16 protein-coding genes are annotated in these 14,675 nt (G+C 63.8%); 11 read left to right on the top strand and 5 right to left on the bottom strand.

The annotated features are described in order from the left end of the window. Positions 1-273: 273 nt before the first annotated feature. The gene (locus ACTJKX_RS03275) at positions 274-1,047 is read left to right on the top strand and encodes a helix-turn-helix domain-containing protein (RefSeq protein WP_440724506.1); all 774 of its coding nucleotides are present in this window, start codon (positions 274-276) and stop codon (positions 1,045-1,047) included. A gap of 148 nt (positions 1,048-1,195) precedes the next feature. Here the strand turns inward: ACTJKX_RS03275 and ACTJKX_RS03270 are convergent, their stop codons facing one another. After that, positions 1,196-1,591, bottom strand: coding sequence for a rhodanese-like domain-containing protein (locus ACTJKX_RS03270; protein WP_440724359.1), 396 nt, complete (start codon positions 1,589-1,591; stop codon positions 1,196-1,198). Positions 1,592-1,671: 80 nt separating this feature from the next. After that, a complete protein-coding gene (locus tag ACTJKX_RS03265) occupies positions 1,672-1,998 on the bottom strand; it encodes an ArsR/SmtB family transcription factor (RefSeq protein ID WP_367623959.1) in 327 nt (108 codons plus the stop codon). Between the two features lie 76 nt (positions 1,999-2,074). Between ACTJKX_RS03265 and ACTJKX_RS03260 the strand changes: the two genes are divergently transcribed. Beyond that, entirely contained in the window at positions 2,075-2,821 is a 747-nt protein-coding gene (locus ACTJKX_RS03260) for a 3-oxoacyl-ACP reductase family protein (RefSeq protein WP_440724505.1), read from the top strand. Positions 2,822-3,003: 182 nt separating this feature from the next. Further along, positions 3,004-3,588, top strand: coding sequence for a L,D-transpeptidase (locus ACTJKX_RS03255; RefSeq protein WP_415082790.1), 585 nt, complete (start codon positions 3,004-3,006; stop codon positions 3,586-3,588). Positions 3,589-3,733: 145 nt separating this feature from the next. On the opposite strand, the gene ACTJKX_RS03250 is transcribed toward ACTJKX_RS03255, so the two are convergent. Continuing rightward, positions 3,734-4,522, bottom strand: coding sequence for a 3-hydroxybutyrate dehydrogenase (locus ACTJKX_RS03250; RefSeq protein WP_440724358.1), 789 nt, complete (start codon positions 4,520-4,522; stop codon positions 3,734-3,736). A gap of 279 nt (positions 4,523-4,801) precedes the next feature. Between ACTJKX_RS03250 and ACTJKX_RS03245 the strand changes: the two genes are divergently transcribed. Beyond that, positions 4,802-5,545 (top strand): acetoacetate decarboxylase, encoded by a 744-nt coding sequence (locus tag ACTJKX_RS03245; protein ID WP_311933247.1) that lies wholly within the window; start codon positions 4,802-4,804, stop codon positions 5,543-5,545. A 129-nt stretch (positions 5,546-5,674) separates the two neighbouring features. Beyond that, complete coding sequence (locus tag ACTJKX_RS03240) at positions 5,675-6,838, top strand: patatin-like phospholipase family protein (RefSeq protein WP_311933248.1); 1,164 nt, start codon at positions 5,675-5,677, stop codon at positions 6,836-6,838. A 15-nt stretch (positions 6,839-6,853) separates the two neighbouring features. Here the strand turns inward: ACTJKX_RS03240 and ACTJKX_RS03235 are convergent, their stop codons facing one another. Beyond that, positions 6,854-7,237: a DUF971 domain-containing protein gene (locus tag ACTJKX_RS03235; protein ID WP_311933249.1), complete on the bottom strand. Its 384-nt coding sequence runs from the start codon at positions 7,235-7,237 to the stop codon at positions 6,854-6,856. Positions 7,238-7,553: 316 nt separating this feature from the next. Between ACTJKX_RS03235 and moaA the strand changes: the two genes are divergently transcribed. The 6 genes from moaA to ACTJKX_RS03205 all read left to right on the top strand — a co-directional run bounded on the left by moaA (position 7,554) and on the right by ACTJKX_RS03205 (position 13,046). Continuing rightward, positions 7,554-8,561, top strand: a complete 1,008-nt coding sequence (moaA, locus tag ACTJKX_RS03230) for a GTP 3',8-cyclase MoaA (RefSeq protein ID WP_311933891.1) — start codon at positions 7,554-7,556, stop codon at positions 8,559-8,561. 148 nt (positions 8,562-8,709) lie between these two features. Beyond that, on the top strand, positions 8,710-9,840 hold the full coding sequence (gene solA, locus ACTJKX_RS03225) for an N-methyl-L-tryptophan oxidase (RefSeq protein WP_440724357.1): 1,131 nt from the start codon (positions 8,710-8,712) through the stop codon (positions 9,838-9,840). A gap of 113 nt (positions 9,841-9,953) precedes the next feature. Beyond that, positions 9,954-10,838: a DMT family transporter gene (locus ACTJKX_RS03220; protein ID WP_311933251.1), complete on the top strand. Its 885-nt coding sequence runs from the start codon at positions 9,954-9,956 to the stop codon at positions 10,836-10,838. Beyond that, positions 10,838-11,767: a DMT family transporter gene (locus ACTJKX_RS03215; RefSeq protein WP_311933252.1), complete on the top strand. Its 930-nt coding sequence runs from the start codon at positions 10,838-10,840 to the stop codon at positions 11,765-11,767. The genes ACTJKX_RS03220 and ACTJKX_RS03215 overlap by 1 nt, the downstream gene beginning before the upstream one ends. A gap of 14 nt (positions 11,768-11,781) precedes the next feature. Further along, the gene (locus ACTJKX_RS03210) at positions 11,782-12,567 is read left to right on the top strand and encodes an enoyl-CoA hydratase-related protein (RefSeq protein ID WP_440724356.1); all 786 of its coding nucleotides are present in this window, start codon (positions 11,782-11,784) and stop codon (positions 12,565-12,567) included. 266 nt (positions 12,568-12,833) lie between these two features. Then, positions 12,834-13,046, top strand: a complete 213-nt coding sequence (locus ACTJKX_RS03205) for a hypothetical protein (protein WP_311933254.1) — start codon at positions 12,834-12,836, stop codon at positions 13,044-13,046. 287 nt (positions 13,047-13,333) lie between these two features. Here the strand turns inward: ACTJKX_RS03205 and cml are convergent, their stop codons facing one another. Further along, positions 13,334-14,536, bottom strand: a complete 1,203-nt coding sequence (gene cml, locus ACTJKX_RS03200; RefSeq protein ID WP_440724355.1) for a CmlA/FloR family chloramphenicol efflux MFS transporter — start codon at positions 14,534-14,536, stop codon at positions 13,334-13,336. Positions 14,537-14,675: the final 139 nt, after the last annotated feature.

Genomic DNA, 14,675 nt, shown 5'->3' with positions numbered 1-14,675 from the left:
CCTGGTTCCGTTCTGCTCCCGCGAGGACCGTGCGTACGAGCTTCATTAACTGCGTTTGTTAGGCATAAACCGTCACAAATCGCCTTGCCGGCTGTGGACTCCTGCGGCAATGTCCGGTTTTGTACGTGATTGTGCGCAGAGCTATGTCGGCGCCTCCGAGCAAAGCGCGCTCATGTCTGAACGCACTCTGCTCTAAAGCTTTGTTTTAACGCATTTTCCTCATCGAAAAGTCGATCGACTCTTCGATGAGGAAAATGCTTTTGCAGGACCGGTATCTTGACGTCCGACAGCGAGTTTTCCAGCGAACAAGCCCACCAGATCACGATCGCGGTGCGCGAGGCTCTGGCGCGTCGGCGCATTTCGCGCCAGAGCCTCGCCGAAAAGGCCAAGATCAGCCTGTCGACCCTGGAGAAGGCCCTTTCCGGGCGGCGCCCCTTCACGCTCGCCACCGTCATTCGCCTGGAGGAAGCCCTCGGCACCGACCTGCGCCATGCCGATTACGCTCCCGCCCCGGCTGCCATCCAGGGTGGCGGCACGGCGCCGGAACATCTGGGTTCCTACACCAAGGCGGCCGTGTCCTGGCTCACCGGCAATTACCTCACTCTGCGCCCCTCCTTCGGCGAGGCCGGAGCGGTGTTTGCCTATCGCACCGAGATCACCTGGAGCGACAGCGTCTCCCGCCTGATCTTCCGCGAGGCCGAGCGCCTCGACACCGGCTTCAACCAGCAGGGCGAGGTCTCGGTGCCGAACCAGTCCGGCCATGTCTATCTGGTGACGTCGATCAGCGGGCAATACCGGGTGGCAGTGGTCGGCCGCCCCATGAATACCGGTGAGATGTACGGCATCCTCACTTCGCTGCGTGCCGGGCGTGGCACGCAGCTCACGCCCGTATCAGCCGCCATTGCCCTGGTACCGATTCCTCCCGGCCGCGAGGCCGACCTCTCCTTCGGCAGGATCGGCCCGTCGCATCGTCACTATGGCGCGTATCGCGAGCATCTCGATCGCGTGACGGCGGAGGAGTTCGCGCTGTTCAAGCCAGGGCCGTAGAGCCGAGATTGACGCCCAATGAAGTTACCGGCTTGCAGGATATTTGACCGCCTCTTCCTGGGACCGCCAGCATCCTGCTGGCTCTTGGAAACGCGGCGCTTATTCGAAACAAAGAGCCAGCAGGATGCTGGCGGTCCCAGGAATGCCTTCACCCGTCCGCGAAAGCCAGGCCTTCGTCGGCCCAGCCCGTCAGGCCTCCGATCATGACCTTCACCGGACGGCCGAGCCGGGCAAGCTTGAGGGCCGCCTGGTCGGCCCCGTTGCAGTGCGGGCCAGCGCAGTAGACCACGAAAAGGGTACCGTCAGGCCACTGCGCCATGCGCCCGGCATCGATCTGGCGATGCGGCAGATGAAGGGCACCCGGAACGTGCCGGCGGCGGAAGGTCTCCGACGAACCGACGACATGCAGCAGCACAAAATCCTGCTCTCCGGAGGCAAGCGCCTGGGCCACGTCCGAGCAATCGGTCTCGACCGACAGCCGGCGCTCGAAATGGGCAATGGCAAGGTGGGATGGGGCCGCGGGAATGGCGCTGACCAGGCTCATGATCGTCTCCTCATGCTTGGATGCGATCCTGATAGGCCATGCCTGCCGCTGCAGGGAACTGGCGCGACTGCCAGTCTACGTCAAGATCTGGCCAAAGCCACCTCCGCCGCAACCAGAGCCAGCAAGCCGGGAAAGCGCGTCTCGATGTCCTGGCGGCGCAGGCTGGCGGCCCGGCTGTTGCCGCGATCGAAATGCCAGATCAGGCCCGCCTCGCGCAGCACGCGGAAATGATGGGTCAGCGTCGCCTTGCTGACCTCGAAGCCGAAGGAGGCGCAATGCCGCGCCGTACCGTCAGGTGCCTCAATCAGTTCGGCGATCACGCGGCGGCGCAGCGGGTCGGCCAGCGCCGCCAGCAATTTGCCGAACTGCATTTCTTCCGGCTCGGGATGGCCTTCGCGATCGGCCATGGATAACCTCCAAGGTAAGCCTTGCATCATACCTATGCGATCTGCTAGGTAAGGCTAATATCTTACCAAGGAGGCCATCATGATCAAGACCCTGTCGGGCAAGGTTGCCATCGTGACCGGAGGGAGCCGCGGGATCGGCGCCGCCATTGCCCTGCGGCTGGCGGAATCGGGCGCCGATATCGCGATCACCTATGCGAGCCGGGCCGACAGCGCCGAAGCGGTCGCGCAGCAAATCCGGGCCGCGGGCCAGCGTGCCCTGGCGATCAAGGCCGACAGCGCCGATGCAGCCGCCGTTCGCAGTGCCGTGGACCAGGCCGCCGCCGCGTTCGGCCGCCTCGACATCCTCGTCAACAATGCCGGCATCTTCACCGGCGGCACGGTGGAACAGGTCACCCTCGAAGATTTCGACCGCATCATCGCCGCCAATCTGCGCGGCGCCTTCGTCGCCTCCCAGGCGGCCGCCGCCCATATGGGGGAAGGCGGACGCATCGTCTCCATCGGCTCCAATCTGGTCGGCCGGGTCGGGCGCGCCGGCATCGGCCTCTACGTCATGAGCAAGGCGGCCCTGACCGGTCTCAGCCAGGCCATGGCCCGGGATCTCGGCCCGCGCGGCATCACCGTCAACATCGTCCATCCCGGCCCGACCGATACCGACATGAACCCTGCCACCACCGAACGCGCCGATCAGGCCCGGGCGGCGATGGCGATCCCCAAATATGGCGAGCCCGGGCAGATCGCCGGCCTGGTCGCCTGGCTGGCAAGTCCGGAAGCGCAATACGCCACGGGCGGCACCTATACCATCGATGGCGGCACCAATGCTTGAGATGCCTGGTGTCAATACGCACAGCGTGCTTCGGTCAAGTGTTGTTGAGAGGACACAGGCTTTGATTTTCGCGTGAAGACTAGCGATCGACAGTCGTCTGCCAGTTGAAGAATCCGAAGATCGAGGCTTTGTTCATTCAAGGGGGATCGAAGAATTTCGATCAAACCATTCGGGGCTTCAACATGCGTCGTCTTTTGACCGGCCTGGTCTTGGTGTCGAGCTTGGGCATTGCCTCAAGCTCGGCCAACGCCGCCAGTATTTTCGAGAAATTGTTCGGCACCTCGCGCCAGCCCGCCAATGCCGGCGCGGTTGCCGCCGTCTCGCCGATTCCGCGCGAGGTCGTGACCTATAGCGGCCGCGAAAGGCCCGGCACCATCGTGATCAATTCGCAGGAACGCCGGCTTTATCTCGTGCTCGACGACGGCACCGCCCTGCGCTACGGCGTCGGTGTCGGCCGCCGGGGCTTCGAATGGGGTGGTGTGCATCGCATCTCGCGCAAGGCGGAGTGGCCGGGCTGGACCCCGCCGCCGCAGATGCGCAAGCGCCGGCCGGACCTGCCCGCCTATATGGAGGGCGGCATCCAGAATCCGCTCGGAGCGCGTGCGATGTATCTGGGCTCGACCCTTTACCGCATCCACGGCTCCAATGAGCCGCAGACCATCGGCCAAGCGGTCTCGTCGGGCTGCATCCGCATGACCAACGACGACGTCACCGACCTCTATGACCGCGTGAAGGTCGGCACCCGGGTCGTGGTCGTCCGCGGCTGAGGCACGTGTCATCCCGGACGCGCTGCATCACGCAGTGATGCGGCGCAGATCCGCGACCGCGCTCGAACAGAACGCCTTTCTTGTCTTGCGGTCCCCGTCTGGGAAGGGTCGCTGCGGGCCGCATCTCGCACAGGATGACCTATCGCTATTGCGCCGTCCAGCCCCCGTCGACCGGCAGGGTGGTGCCGGTGATCTGCCTGGCGGCATCACTGCACAGGAAAACCGCGACGGCCGCAATTTCGTCGACCGTGACGAACTCCTTGGTCGGCTGCGCCGCCAGCAGCACATCATGCTTGACCTGTTCCTCGGTCAGTCCGCGCGCTTTCATCGTATCGGGAATCTGCTTTTCCACCAGCGGCGTCCAGACATAGCCGGGCGCGATGGCGTTGACCGTGATGCCGTGCTCGGCAACCTCGAGGGCCACCGTCTTGATCAGGCCGGTAACGCCGTGCTTGGCGGCGACATAGGCAGACTTGAACGGCGAGGCCACGAGCGCATGCGCCGAAGACGTATTGATGATGCGGCCCCATCTGCGCTGCTTCATGCCGGGAAGCGCTGCCTTGATGGCATAGAAGGAAGCGATCAGGTTGATGCGGGTGATGGCTTCCCACTTGTCGTCCGGAAACTCGTCGATCGGGGCGACGTGCTGGATGCCCGCATTGTTGACCAAGATGTCCAGAGTGCCGAAAACCTCCTCGGCCTCGTGGATCATGGCGGTGATTTCGGCCCCAACCATCATGTTCGCGCCGCTGTAGCGGCACTTCACGCCAAAATCCTTTTCGATGCCGGCCCGCTCGCGCTCGATGGCATCGGCGTCGCCGAAACCGTTGATGGTGACGTTGGCCCCTTCGGCCGCCAGGGCTCGGGCAACGGCGAGGCCGATGCCGCTGGTCGAGCCGGTGACCAGGGCATTGCGGGAGGAGAGTTGGGCCATGTTCATCTCGTCAGGCAGGAGGTGGGAAGGTGCGGCGGACAGGACCGCCGGCCCGGAAGCTGGCATGGCCAGATGTCGCCCTTATTACACCGGCCTTCGGCTCCCAGAGCGCCTTGCAACGAGACGGGATCACCCAGAATAGCAAAGACGCTCGGGGACGATGAGTGGGGGCGAACAGGCGTTCAGGCATGAACGCGCTTTGCTCCAGCGGACATGGACCTGTCATGCTGCCATGCAACATAAGCCGAGATCCTCCCCGCTTTTCATGAAGGACATCCCGTGGATCAAGCCGAAGTCGTCAAGCGCGCCTATGCGATGCCGCTGACCAATCCCTCCTTCCCGCCTGGCCCCTACCGCTTCTTCGACCGCGAATACATCATCATCACCTACCGCACGACGCGCGAGGCGCTGGAAGCGGTGGTGCCCGCCCCGCTCGAGATCGACGAGCCGCTGGTGAAATACGAATTCATCCGCATGCCCGATTCGACCGGCTTCGGCGATTATACCGAGACCGGACAGGTCATTCCGGTGCGATTCAAGGGCCAGCACGGCGCCTATGTCCATTCGATGTATCTAGACGACGATGCCCCCATCGCCGGTGGCCGCGAATTGTGGGGCTTTCCCAAGAAGCTGGCGACACCCAAGATCGTGCATGAGGGCGAAGTCATCGTCGGCACGCTTCATTACGGCAGCGTGCTCTGCGCCACCGGGACCATGGGCTACAAGCATCGCCTCGCCGACCGGCAGGCCGTGCTGGATTCGCTCGGCGCGCCCAACTTCCTCATCAAGATCATCCCGCATGTCGACGGGTCGCCGCGGATCTGCGAACTCGTGCGCTATCACCTCACCGACGTGACGCTCAAGGAAGCCTGGACGGCCCCGGCCGCGCTGGAGCTGCACGCCCATGTCATGGCCGATGTCAGCCGCCTGCCGGTGCTGGAGGTCGTCTCGGCCGTGCATTTCGTCGCCGACCTCACGCTCGGGCTCGGCGAGGTGGTGCACGACTATCTCGCCGCCCGCTGACCCAGCCTAGAGCAAAGCGCGTTCAAGCGTGAACGCTTTTTTACTCTAAGTCTTTGGTTCAACGCGTCTTTGCGATTCTTGGTGATTCCACCAAATCGCAAAACGCTATGCCTGACCGGAGTTTCCACCGTGCTCGAACGCAATAGAGACAAGGCCGCGCGCGCCACCATCGAGGAGATCTCGGCACAATATGATCGCATCGCCCTGGTGTTCCAGGGCGGCGGCGCGCTTGGTGCCTACCAGGCCGGCGTCTACGAGGCGCTGGCCAATGCCGGCTGCGAACCGAATTGGCTTTCGGGTGTGTCCATCGGCGCCATCAACGCCTCCATCATCGCCGGCAACGAGCCACGCCACCGGCTGCAGCGGCTGGAGCAGTTCTGGCAGACGATCTCCGGCCGCAAGATCTGGGCCTATACGCCGGAAGGCGATCTGTTTCGCGACATCCGCAACCGCACCAGCTCCTGGATCACCATGTCACAGGGCCAGCCCGGTTTCTTCAAGCCACGCCTGCCCAATCCCTGGCTGGAGCTTCCGGGCGCTGAAGGGGCCACCAGCTTCTACGACACCTCGGACCTGAAGCGGACGCTGGAAGAGGTTGTCGACTTCGACATCCTCAACGATGGCCGCAAGCGCCTGAGCGTCGGCGCCGTCAATGTGCGCACCGGCAATTTCGTCTATTTCGACACGGACGAGGTCCGCATCGGCCCCGAGCACATCATGGCCTCGGGCGCCCTGCCGCCAGCCTTTCCCGCCATCCGCATCGAGGGTGAATATTATTGGGACGGCGGCATCGTCTCCAACACACCGCTGCAATATCTGCTCGATCAGGAGGAGGAGCGCAGCTCGCTGGTGTTCCAGGTCGATCTCTTCAGCGCCCGCGGCACCCTGCCCCGCAGCATGCCGGACGTACTGTCGCGCCACAAGGACATCATGTATTCGAGCCGGACGCGCCAGAACACCGACAATTTCCGGCGCATCCACGGCATCAAGACCCATCTGATCGATGCGCTGAAGCGCGTGCCCAAGGATTTGCTGACGCGGGACGAACAGGCGCTCATCGACAGCCACGCCAAGCTCGGCCTCGTCAACATCGTGCACCTGATCTACCAGCACAAGAACTACGAGGGCCACGCCAAGGACTATGAATTCTCCGGCACCTCGATGCGCGAGCATTGGGACATGGGGCTGGAGGACACCCAGCGCACGCTACGCCATCGCCAATGGCTGCTGCCTCCCGTGGACGCCGAGGGCGGCATGGCCATTCACGACCTCCATCGCGAGGACCCAACCTGAGGGAAGCGGGGCTGCTCAGCGCTGCCCCGGCCTTTCGCGCGTCAGGCCCTTTTCCTTGAGGTCGGCAAGATAGGAGGCCCAGCGGCTCTCCTTCTCCCGGCCGAGTTCCGCCAGATAGGTCCAGGTATAGAGCCCGGTATTGTGCATGTCGTCGAAGGAAATGCGTACGGCATAATTGCCGACCGGATCGAGGCTGAGGATCGCCACGTTGATCTTGCCGCCCACCGTCTTGCGCTCGGCGGCACTGTGCCCCTGCACCTCGGCACTCGGCGACATCACGCGCAGCATCTCGGCACTGAACACATGGGACTGGCCGTCGTCGAAACTCACGGTCAGGGTCTTCTTGTCCTTGGACAGGCGCAATTCGGTCGGCCAGGCCTTCGCGACGTCTCCGCTCACGGCATCTTCCCTTTTCTGTTCTGATCGCCACATAAGGAGAAGGCGGATGCTGCGCAAGCCGCAAAGCCAAACCGATGCTGTTTGAGCATTCGGCTCGGACTCTGCGACATAATGGCAATTTGCCTAGACTATCATTGGTGTTTGGGGCCTCGTCGGCTTAGAAGAATACCAAAGGGGACATGCCCCTAAAGCGTCTTTCGATGCGGCGGTTCGTTGATCTCGCCGCAAAGACGCGTCGAAACAGAGAGCGGGGGTGGAGCGGCTTTGCTCAAGAACGCCTTGCCCCGGGAGTGTGGACGTGCTGGATGATCATGCAATGGCGGACATGCCGCCGATGATCGACCCTTTCGGGCGCGCGATCAATTATCTGCGTGTTTCCGTAACGGACCGCTGCGATTTTCGCTGCGTCTATTGCATGTCCGAGGACATGACCTTCCTGCCCAAGAAGGACCTGCTCACCCTCGAGGAACTCGACAGGCTGTGCAGCGCCTTCATCGCCAAGGGCGTGCGCAAGCTGCGCTTCACTGGCGGCGAACCGCTGGTGCGTCGCGATATCATGACGCTGTTCCGCTCGATCTCGCGCCATCTCGACAGCGGTCGGCTCGACGAGCTCACCGTGACCACCAACGGCTCGCAGCTCGCCCGCTATGCTGCTGAACTCAAGGATTGTGGCGTCAAGCGCATCAATGTCTCCCTCGATACGCTCGATCCGGCTGCCTTCAAGGCGATCACCCGCTGGGGCGATTTCGCCAAGGTCATGGATGGCATCGACAAGGCTCAGGAAGCGGGCCTTGCTGTGAAGATCAACGCCGTCGCGATCAAGGGCATGACGGAAAACGAAGCGGTCGGCCTGATCGAATGGGCCCATGGCCGCGGCATGGACCTCACCTTCATCGAAGTGATGCCGATGGGCGACGTCACCGGGCACCGGGTCGACCAGTATCTGCCGCTTTCGGTGCTGCGCGCCCAGCTCCTCGACAGCTACACGCTGGACGACATTCCCTATAATACGGGCGGCCCCGCCCGGTATGTGCGGGTGCGCGAGACCGGCGGGCGCCTCGGCTTCATCACGCCGATGACCCATAATTTCTGCGAGAGCTGCAACCGGGTGCGCGTCACCTGCACCGGCACGCTCTACATGTGCCTGGGCCAGGAAGACGCCGCCGACCTGCGGGCTCCCCTGCGCGCCTCCGAGGCCAACGATCTGCTCAACGCAGCCATCGACCGTGCCATCACTCGCAAGCCCAAGGGACATGACTTCGTCATCGATCGGCGCACCAGGCAGCCCGCGGTTAGCCGGCATATGAGCGTGACGGGGGGATGATGGAGCGCGGACATCTCAGCGACATGAAGACATGTCGCGATGTCCGCTCTTGGAAACGCTATGCCCGCAGGCGAGGAAGGGCGGACAGGATGTCCGCGCTCCCAGGGGTTGAAGACTCGGTCGGTTTGCCTTCCACTTGCCTCCCATAATGTCCAAGACCTTTGATGTGATCGTCGCCGGCATTGGCGGCATGGGATCGGCCGCCTGCTATCAGCTCGCCAAGCGGGGCGTGCGTGTGCTCGGCCTCGAGAAATTCGAAATCGGCCATGCGATGGGTTCCTCGCACGGGCTGACGCGCATCCTGCGCCTCGCCTATTTCGAGGGAGAGGCCTATGTGCCGCTGGTGCAACGGGCCCGCGAATTGTGGATCGAGACCGGCAAGCTCACCGGCGAGCCGCTTTTCTTCGAGGTCGGCGCACTCGATATCGCTCATGAAGGCAGCGGCATCGTCGAGAAGGCGCTCGAAGCCAGCCAGGCCCATGGCCTGGAGCACGAATTGCTCGATCGCGATGCCATCGAGGCGCGCTACCCCTTCACGCTCGATCGCAATCATGTCGGCCTCTACCAGCCCCAGTCCGGCTTCGTGGCCTCCGAGCGTGCCATCCTCGCCCATACGGCGCTCGCCTTGCACCACGGTGCCGAGATTCACGGCTGCGAAGCCATGCTGGGCTGGGAGCCGACAGCGGGCGGCGGCGTGCGCGTGACGACAGACCAGGGCAGCTACGAAGCCGGCAGGCTCATCCTGTCGCCCGGCGCCTGGATCGGGGAGCTCGTGCCCACGCTCAAGCCCTCGACCGAGGTGGTGCTGCAGACACTCGGCTGGTTTGCCCCTGCCCGGCCCTCCCTGTTCGACCTCTCCCATTTCCCGGTTTTCACGCTCGAAGCCGACGAGGGGCATTTCTACGGCTTCCCGCTCTGGCAGCATCCCGGATTCAAGCTCGGCTCGCCGCATTATGGCGGCGAAGCCTATGATCCCGATACGCCCAGCCGTGACCCCTCGCCCCGGCACCGCGAGCAATTGCGGGCCTGCCTCGCCAAGCACATTCCGGGCGCCAATGGCGACCTGCTCGGCCTCAAGGCCTGCATGTATACGATGACGCCCGACGAGCATTTCATCATCGATACCCTGCCCGGCCACGAACAAGTCATCGTCGCCTCCCCCTGCTCGGGCCATGGCTACAAATTCGCCAGCGCCATCGGCGAAGCTCTCGCCGAACTCGCTACCACGGGCAGCAGCCGCTTCGACCTCGGCATGTTCGGCCTCTCGCGCTTTTCTTGAGTTCTGCTCGGTTTGTCTTTGCCAAATCGTCAAGCAAAGTATAGGTAAGTATTATTCTCTTACCTTCCTGATTGCCCGCTGCCCGCCGGCGGCGATCTTTTGATTGCGCCTCCATGCCGCCCGCACAATCGCATTGGTCCGGAATCGTCGCGATGGTTCTCGCGACAGGGTTGTTCGTCGTCAGCGACAGCCTGATGAAGCTCACGGCGCAGGGTTTGCAGCCCTTCCAGGTCCTGTTCATGCGCGGTTTCTTCGGGCTGATGTCCTGCGGCCTCCTGCTGGTCGCGACCGGACAGCTTCGCCAGCTCGGCGGCGCCCTGCATTGGCGAGCCATCTTGCGCGCCCTGCTCGAAGCAACGGCCACCTTCTTCTACATGGCGGCGCTCTCCGCCATGCCGATCGCCGATGCGATCGCCATCGGCCAGACCGCACCGCTGCTGGTCATCATCGCCATGGCCGTCATCTTCCGCGAGCGCATCGGCGCCGTCCGCCTCGTCCTGGTCTGCACCGGTTTCCTCGGCGCCCTCTTGGTGGCACAGCCCGGCGGCTCGGGTCTCTCGCCCGCCGCGATCTACGCCTTCCTGACCGCCATGATGGTGGCGACACGGGACCTGCTCACCCGCGGTACGCCGTCCACCATTCCAACCTTCGTCGTCCTGACCACCACGACCGTCGTGCTGACGCTCGCCACCGGCTGTGCCACCCTGATCCATGAGAGCTGGATGCCACCTTCGTTCGATCAATGGCTGACCATGGCCGCATCCGGCTTCATCGTCACGCTCGGCCAGATGGCGATTTTCCTGAGCTACCGCCGAGCGCCGGCCGGGATCGTGGCGCCCTACTACTACAGCTTCACCGTCTGGGCGGTGATCGGCGGCTTCCTGGTCTGGGGCGAGGTGCCGAACGGGCTCGCCATCACCGGCATGGCGATGATCGTGGCCAGCGGGCTTGCTTTGCTCTTCGTCAGATCGAGGCGCAGGCAGGAAGCCATCGCCTGATGACCACGGTTGCGTTTACCCAGGCCGATCTCGGTCGCCAACGGGCCAATCAGCGCGGCATCGTCCTGATGATCGCTGCGATGGCCTGCTTCGTGGTGAACGATTCCGTCGCCAAGCTCGCCACGGCGCGCATGCCCGTCAGCGAGGTGATCGCCATTCGCGGCGTCTTTGCGACGGCCTTCGTGCTCACGCTCATCCTGGCCAGCGGCCTTCAGCGCCATTTCCGCCTGATCTGGCAATGGCGAGTCGCCGCGCGCGGCGGCATGGAGAGCGTGGTCGCCTTCGCCTCCATTCTCGGCCTCAGCCATGTCCCGCTCGGCATCGCCACCGCCATCGGCCAGATCGCGCCGATCCTGCTGCTGGCCTTGTCGGCGCTGCTGCTCAAGGAGAAGGTCGACGCTAGGCGGTGGGTGGCCGTGTTCGTCTGTTTCGCCGGCGTGATCCTGGTGGCCCGCCCGAGCACGCAAGGCCTGAATCTCTATGTCCTGGCCACCTTGGCCTGCGCCGTGCTGGCGGCGCTGCGCGATCTCGTCACCCACCGCATCGGCGCCAGCGTGCCGACCCTGCTGGTGACACTCGGCACAACGACCATCGTCTCCCTGGCCGGCTTTGCCGGTTCGGCGCTATCCGAATGGCAGCCGCTCCATCTTGCCGACCTCTCGCTCCTGATGCTGGGCGGCCTGAGCCTGGTCGGCGGGCATGCCCTGGTCATCGCCGCCTATCGCGGCACCGATGTCTCGGTCGTCAGCCCGTTCCGCTATTCGGCCATCGCGCTTTCGGTCCTGGCTGGGCTTGCGGTCTTCGGCGATTTACCCGATGTGTGGGCGGGCGCCGGCATGATATTGATCATCCTGAGCGGCCTTTATGCTGCCGGCCGCGAAATGCGGCGCCGGCGCGCCATCGAGGCGGCGCTGGAAAAAGGTGTTTGAACAGGGAGTACGGCATGAGCGAGCTGGTGGTGGAGAATGCGGGCTCGGTACGCACCCTGACGCTGAACCGGCCGGCAAAGCTCAATGCCTTCACGGCGAGCCTCCACGCCGAACTCCGCACGGCCCTTTCAGCGGCAATCACCGATGATGACGTCAAGGTGATCGTGCTCACCGGCGAAGGGCGCGCCTTTTCCTCGGGCCAGGACCTCACCGAGGACCTGCCGCGCGACAGCCGCGGCGGCATCGATCTCGGCCCTGCCCTGGAACGGGACTACAATCCTCTGATCAAGCAGATCGTCACCTCTCCCAAGCCGACCATTGCAGCCCTCAACGGGCCGGCTGTCGGCGCGTCCATGAACATCGCCCTGGCCTGCGACATCGTGCTGGCGTCGCGATCGGCGACCCTGCAGGAAGCCTTCGCCAAGATCGCCCTCATCCCCGATGCCGGCGGCACCTGGCTGCTGCCGCGCCTGATCGGTCCCAAGCGGGCTCTCGCCCTCATGCTGACGGCCGAACCGGTGCCGGCGGAGGAGGCCCTGCGCATGGGCCTCGTCTACAAGCTCTATGAGGATGTCAGCTTCCGCGACGACGTCGCGGCCTTTGCTGCCAAGCTCGCCCTGGGCCCGGCCCTGGCTTTCCGCATGATCCGCGAGGCGGTGCTGGCCAGCGCCGACAACGATCTCGATGCCCAACTGGCCCTGGAAGCCGCGTTGCAACGCAAGACCGGCGCCTCGCATGATTTTGCCGAAGGCGTCGCGGCCTTCCTGGCCAAGCGGGCGCCGCTGTTCCAGGGGCGCTGACGAGGCGTTCCGCGTTTCGGTGGAGCACGAAGGCGTGTCGAAACAAGGAATTTGAGCAAAGAAGTTCACGCATGAACGCACTTTGCTCTACAGCGTCGGACTCGATTTCGGAATCGAGTTCCACGCTGTAGGTTATTGTTGTCGCCTCGCCTTTGCCGAAAACCGGCGTCCACTTTTCGGCGCGATGCTCTAGAATTGCACTTTCTTAACGTGAAATCGTCGGCATTCCGGCCGAGAATGCAACAAGGCTAAGTTGAGGATCTGATTTGTTTCGTTCACGCTGGATCTGGCTGGTGCTGGCCGCCATACTCGGGATCGCCGCCATCTATGTCAGTAGCAATCCCGAAATGGCGAGCCGCTATGCCCAGGCGCAACGCGACGCGGCCTTGAGCGCCGATACCAAACAGACCGTGATGCTGCTGATTGCCCTGGCGGTCGGCGGCTATCTCGCCTGGTTCTTCCTCATTCGCAAGGAGTGAGCGCGCGGCACCCTGAGCCAAGGACGCACGAAAAACAGGCGCCACAAAAACGAAACCCCGCCATTGCTGACGGGGTTGCCTTGCGACAAAGACCAGGATCAAACCCGAAGGCGAAGCACCGGCCCATTCATTTCGATCGACCCATCCCCCAGTACATCCGTGGTAGGACTGTCTTTCGATCAGGCATGCGGCGCGTCCGCCGAATCACCCTTGAGTTCTTATATAGGGAGCCTTTGTGACGGGAACAAGACGGGCTGTAGTAAAAAGCTTCAGCTCGCAGATGCATTTCAAACGTCAGCCTCCACGAGCCCTCCAGATTTTGCGCTGGCAAGCAGGAGAACCAGGCCCGCCATGCCTGCGGCATAGGCGACCAACGGCCACGCGGTATCCCCGGGCAGAACCAGGACGACCAAGGTGCCGCCAATGCTGACCATCAGGCTCTGCACACAGAAATAGAGCGCAACCGCGGCGCCGGCGATGTCATCGAAGCCCTCGAGCGCGCCATTGGCCGCGACGCCACCGGCGAGGACGATGCCGACGGCGATCACCCACATCGGCGCAAGGAAGCTCCACCAGGACGGCACGCTCATGGTCTCGCCCACAGCGAGCAAGCCGGCGCCAGCCAGGATCGTCCCCATCGCCCGCTTGAGACAACCCAGGCGCCCCCAGCGCCCGATGCGGCCGGGCACGAAGCGCGTTGCGAGCATCATCGCCAGGGCGGCCGTGGCGAAGGCAAGGCTGAAGGCCAGGGGCGAATAGCCGGCCCTGTCGATCAGCACCCGCGGCGCGGTGGAGAAGAAGACGAAGAAGCTCCCCATCGCCGTGCCGAAGCCTGCCGTATAGGTCCAGAACGCATAACTGCCGAGAACCGTGATGGCAGGGCGCCGGGCGAGTTCCTGTGGCGTTTGCCGGGTCTCGGGCCAGCGCCATGCTGCATGGACGAGGGCGCCCGTCATCAGCAGCCCAAGCGTGACGAAGATCGCCCGCCAGCCAAAATGATCGGCGATGAGTGCCCCCGCGACCGGTCCCAGGGCCGGCACGAATGCCAGCATGGCGCTGAACAGGCTGTAGATTATGGCGCCCTCGGGACGTTCGGCATAGACATCCCGCACCGTGGCGAAGGTCGCCACCAGGCAGGCGGAAGCGCCGGCTGCCTGCAGGAAGCGCAGGGCCAGGAAGATGACGGCGTTCGAACTGGCTGCAAGTCCCAGAGAAGCGAAGAGGAACACGACCGCACCGCCGATCAGGATCGGCCGGCGGCCGACACGGTCGGACAAGGGCCCGAAGATGATCTGTCCCACCCCGAGCATCACCATATAGAGGCTGAGGGTCAGCTGGACCAGCGACGCGCTGGTACCCAGCGCTGCCGGCATGATGGGCACGATGGGCAGATAGATATCCATGGCCAGGGAAGCGAGGATATCGAAGGGGGCCATCAGCAGCAGGGCCGACGGCAGGCAATGACCCCAGACGGGGTTTTTGGCAGGCATGACAAAACATCCGCTCAAATGAAAACATTCGGCGGCGGTCTGCCTCTTCAGTGCAAAACCGGACGGGATCGGACAGAACGCCGCAACAACATCGACATGTCGTTGCGGCCTAGCGGTCCGACGATTTGAGGCCCTTCAT

This window comes from Labrys sp. 22185 (assembly GCF_052045555.1).
In the GTDB taxonomy this organism is placed as follows: Bacteria; Pseudomonadota; Alphaproteobacteria; order Rhizobiales; family Labraceae; genus Labrys; species Labrys neptuniae.
This window is presented reverse-complemented; position numbering and strand designations above follow the sequence as displayed.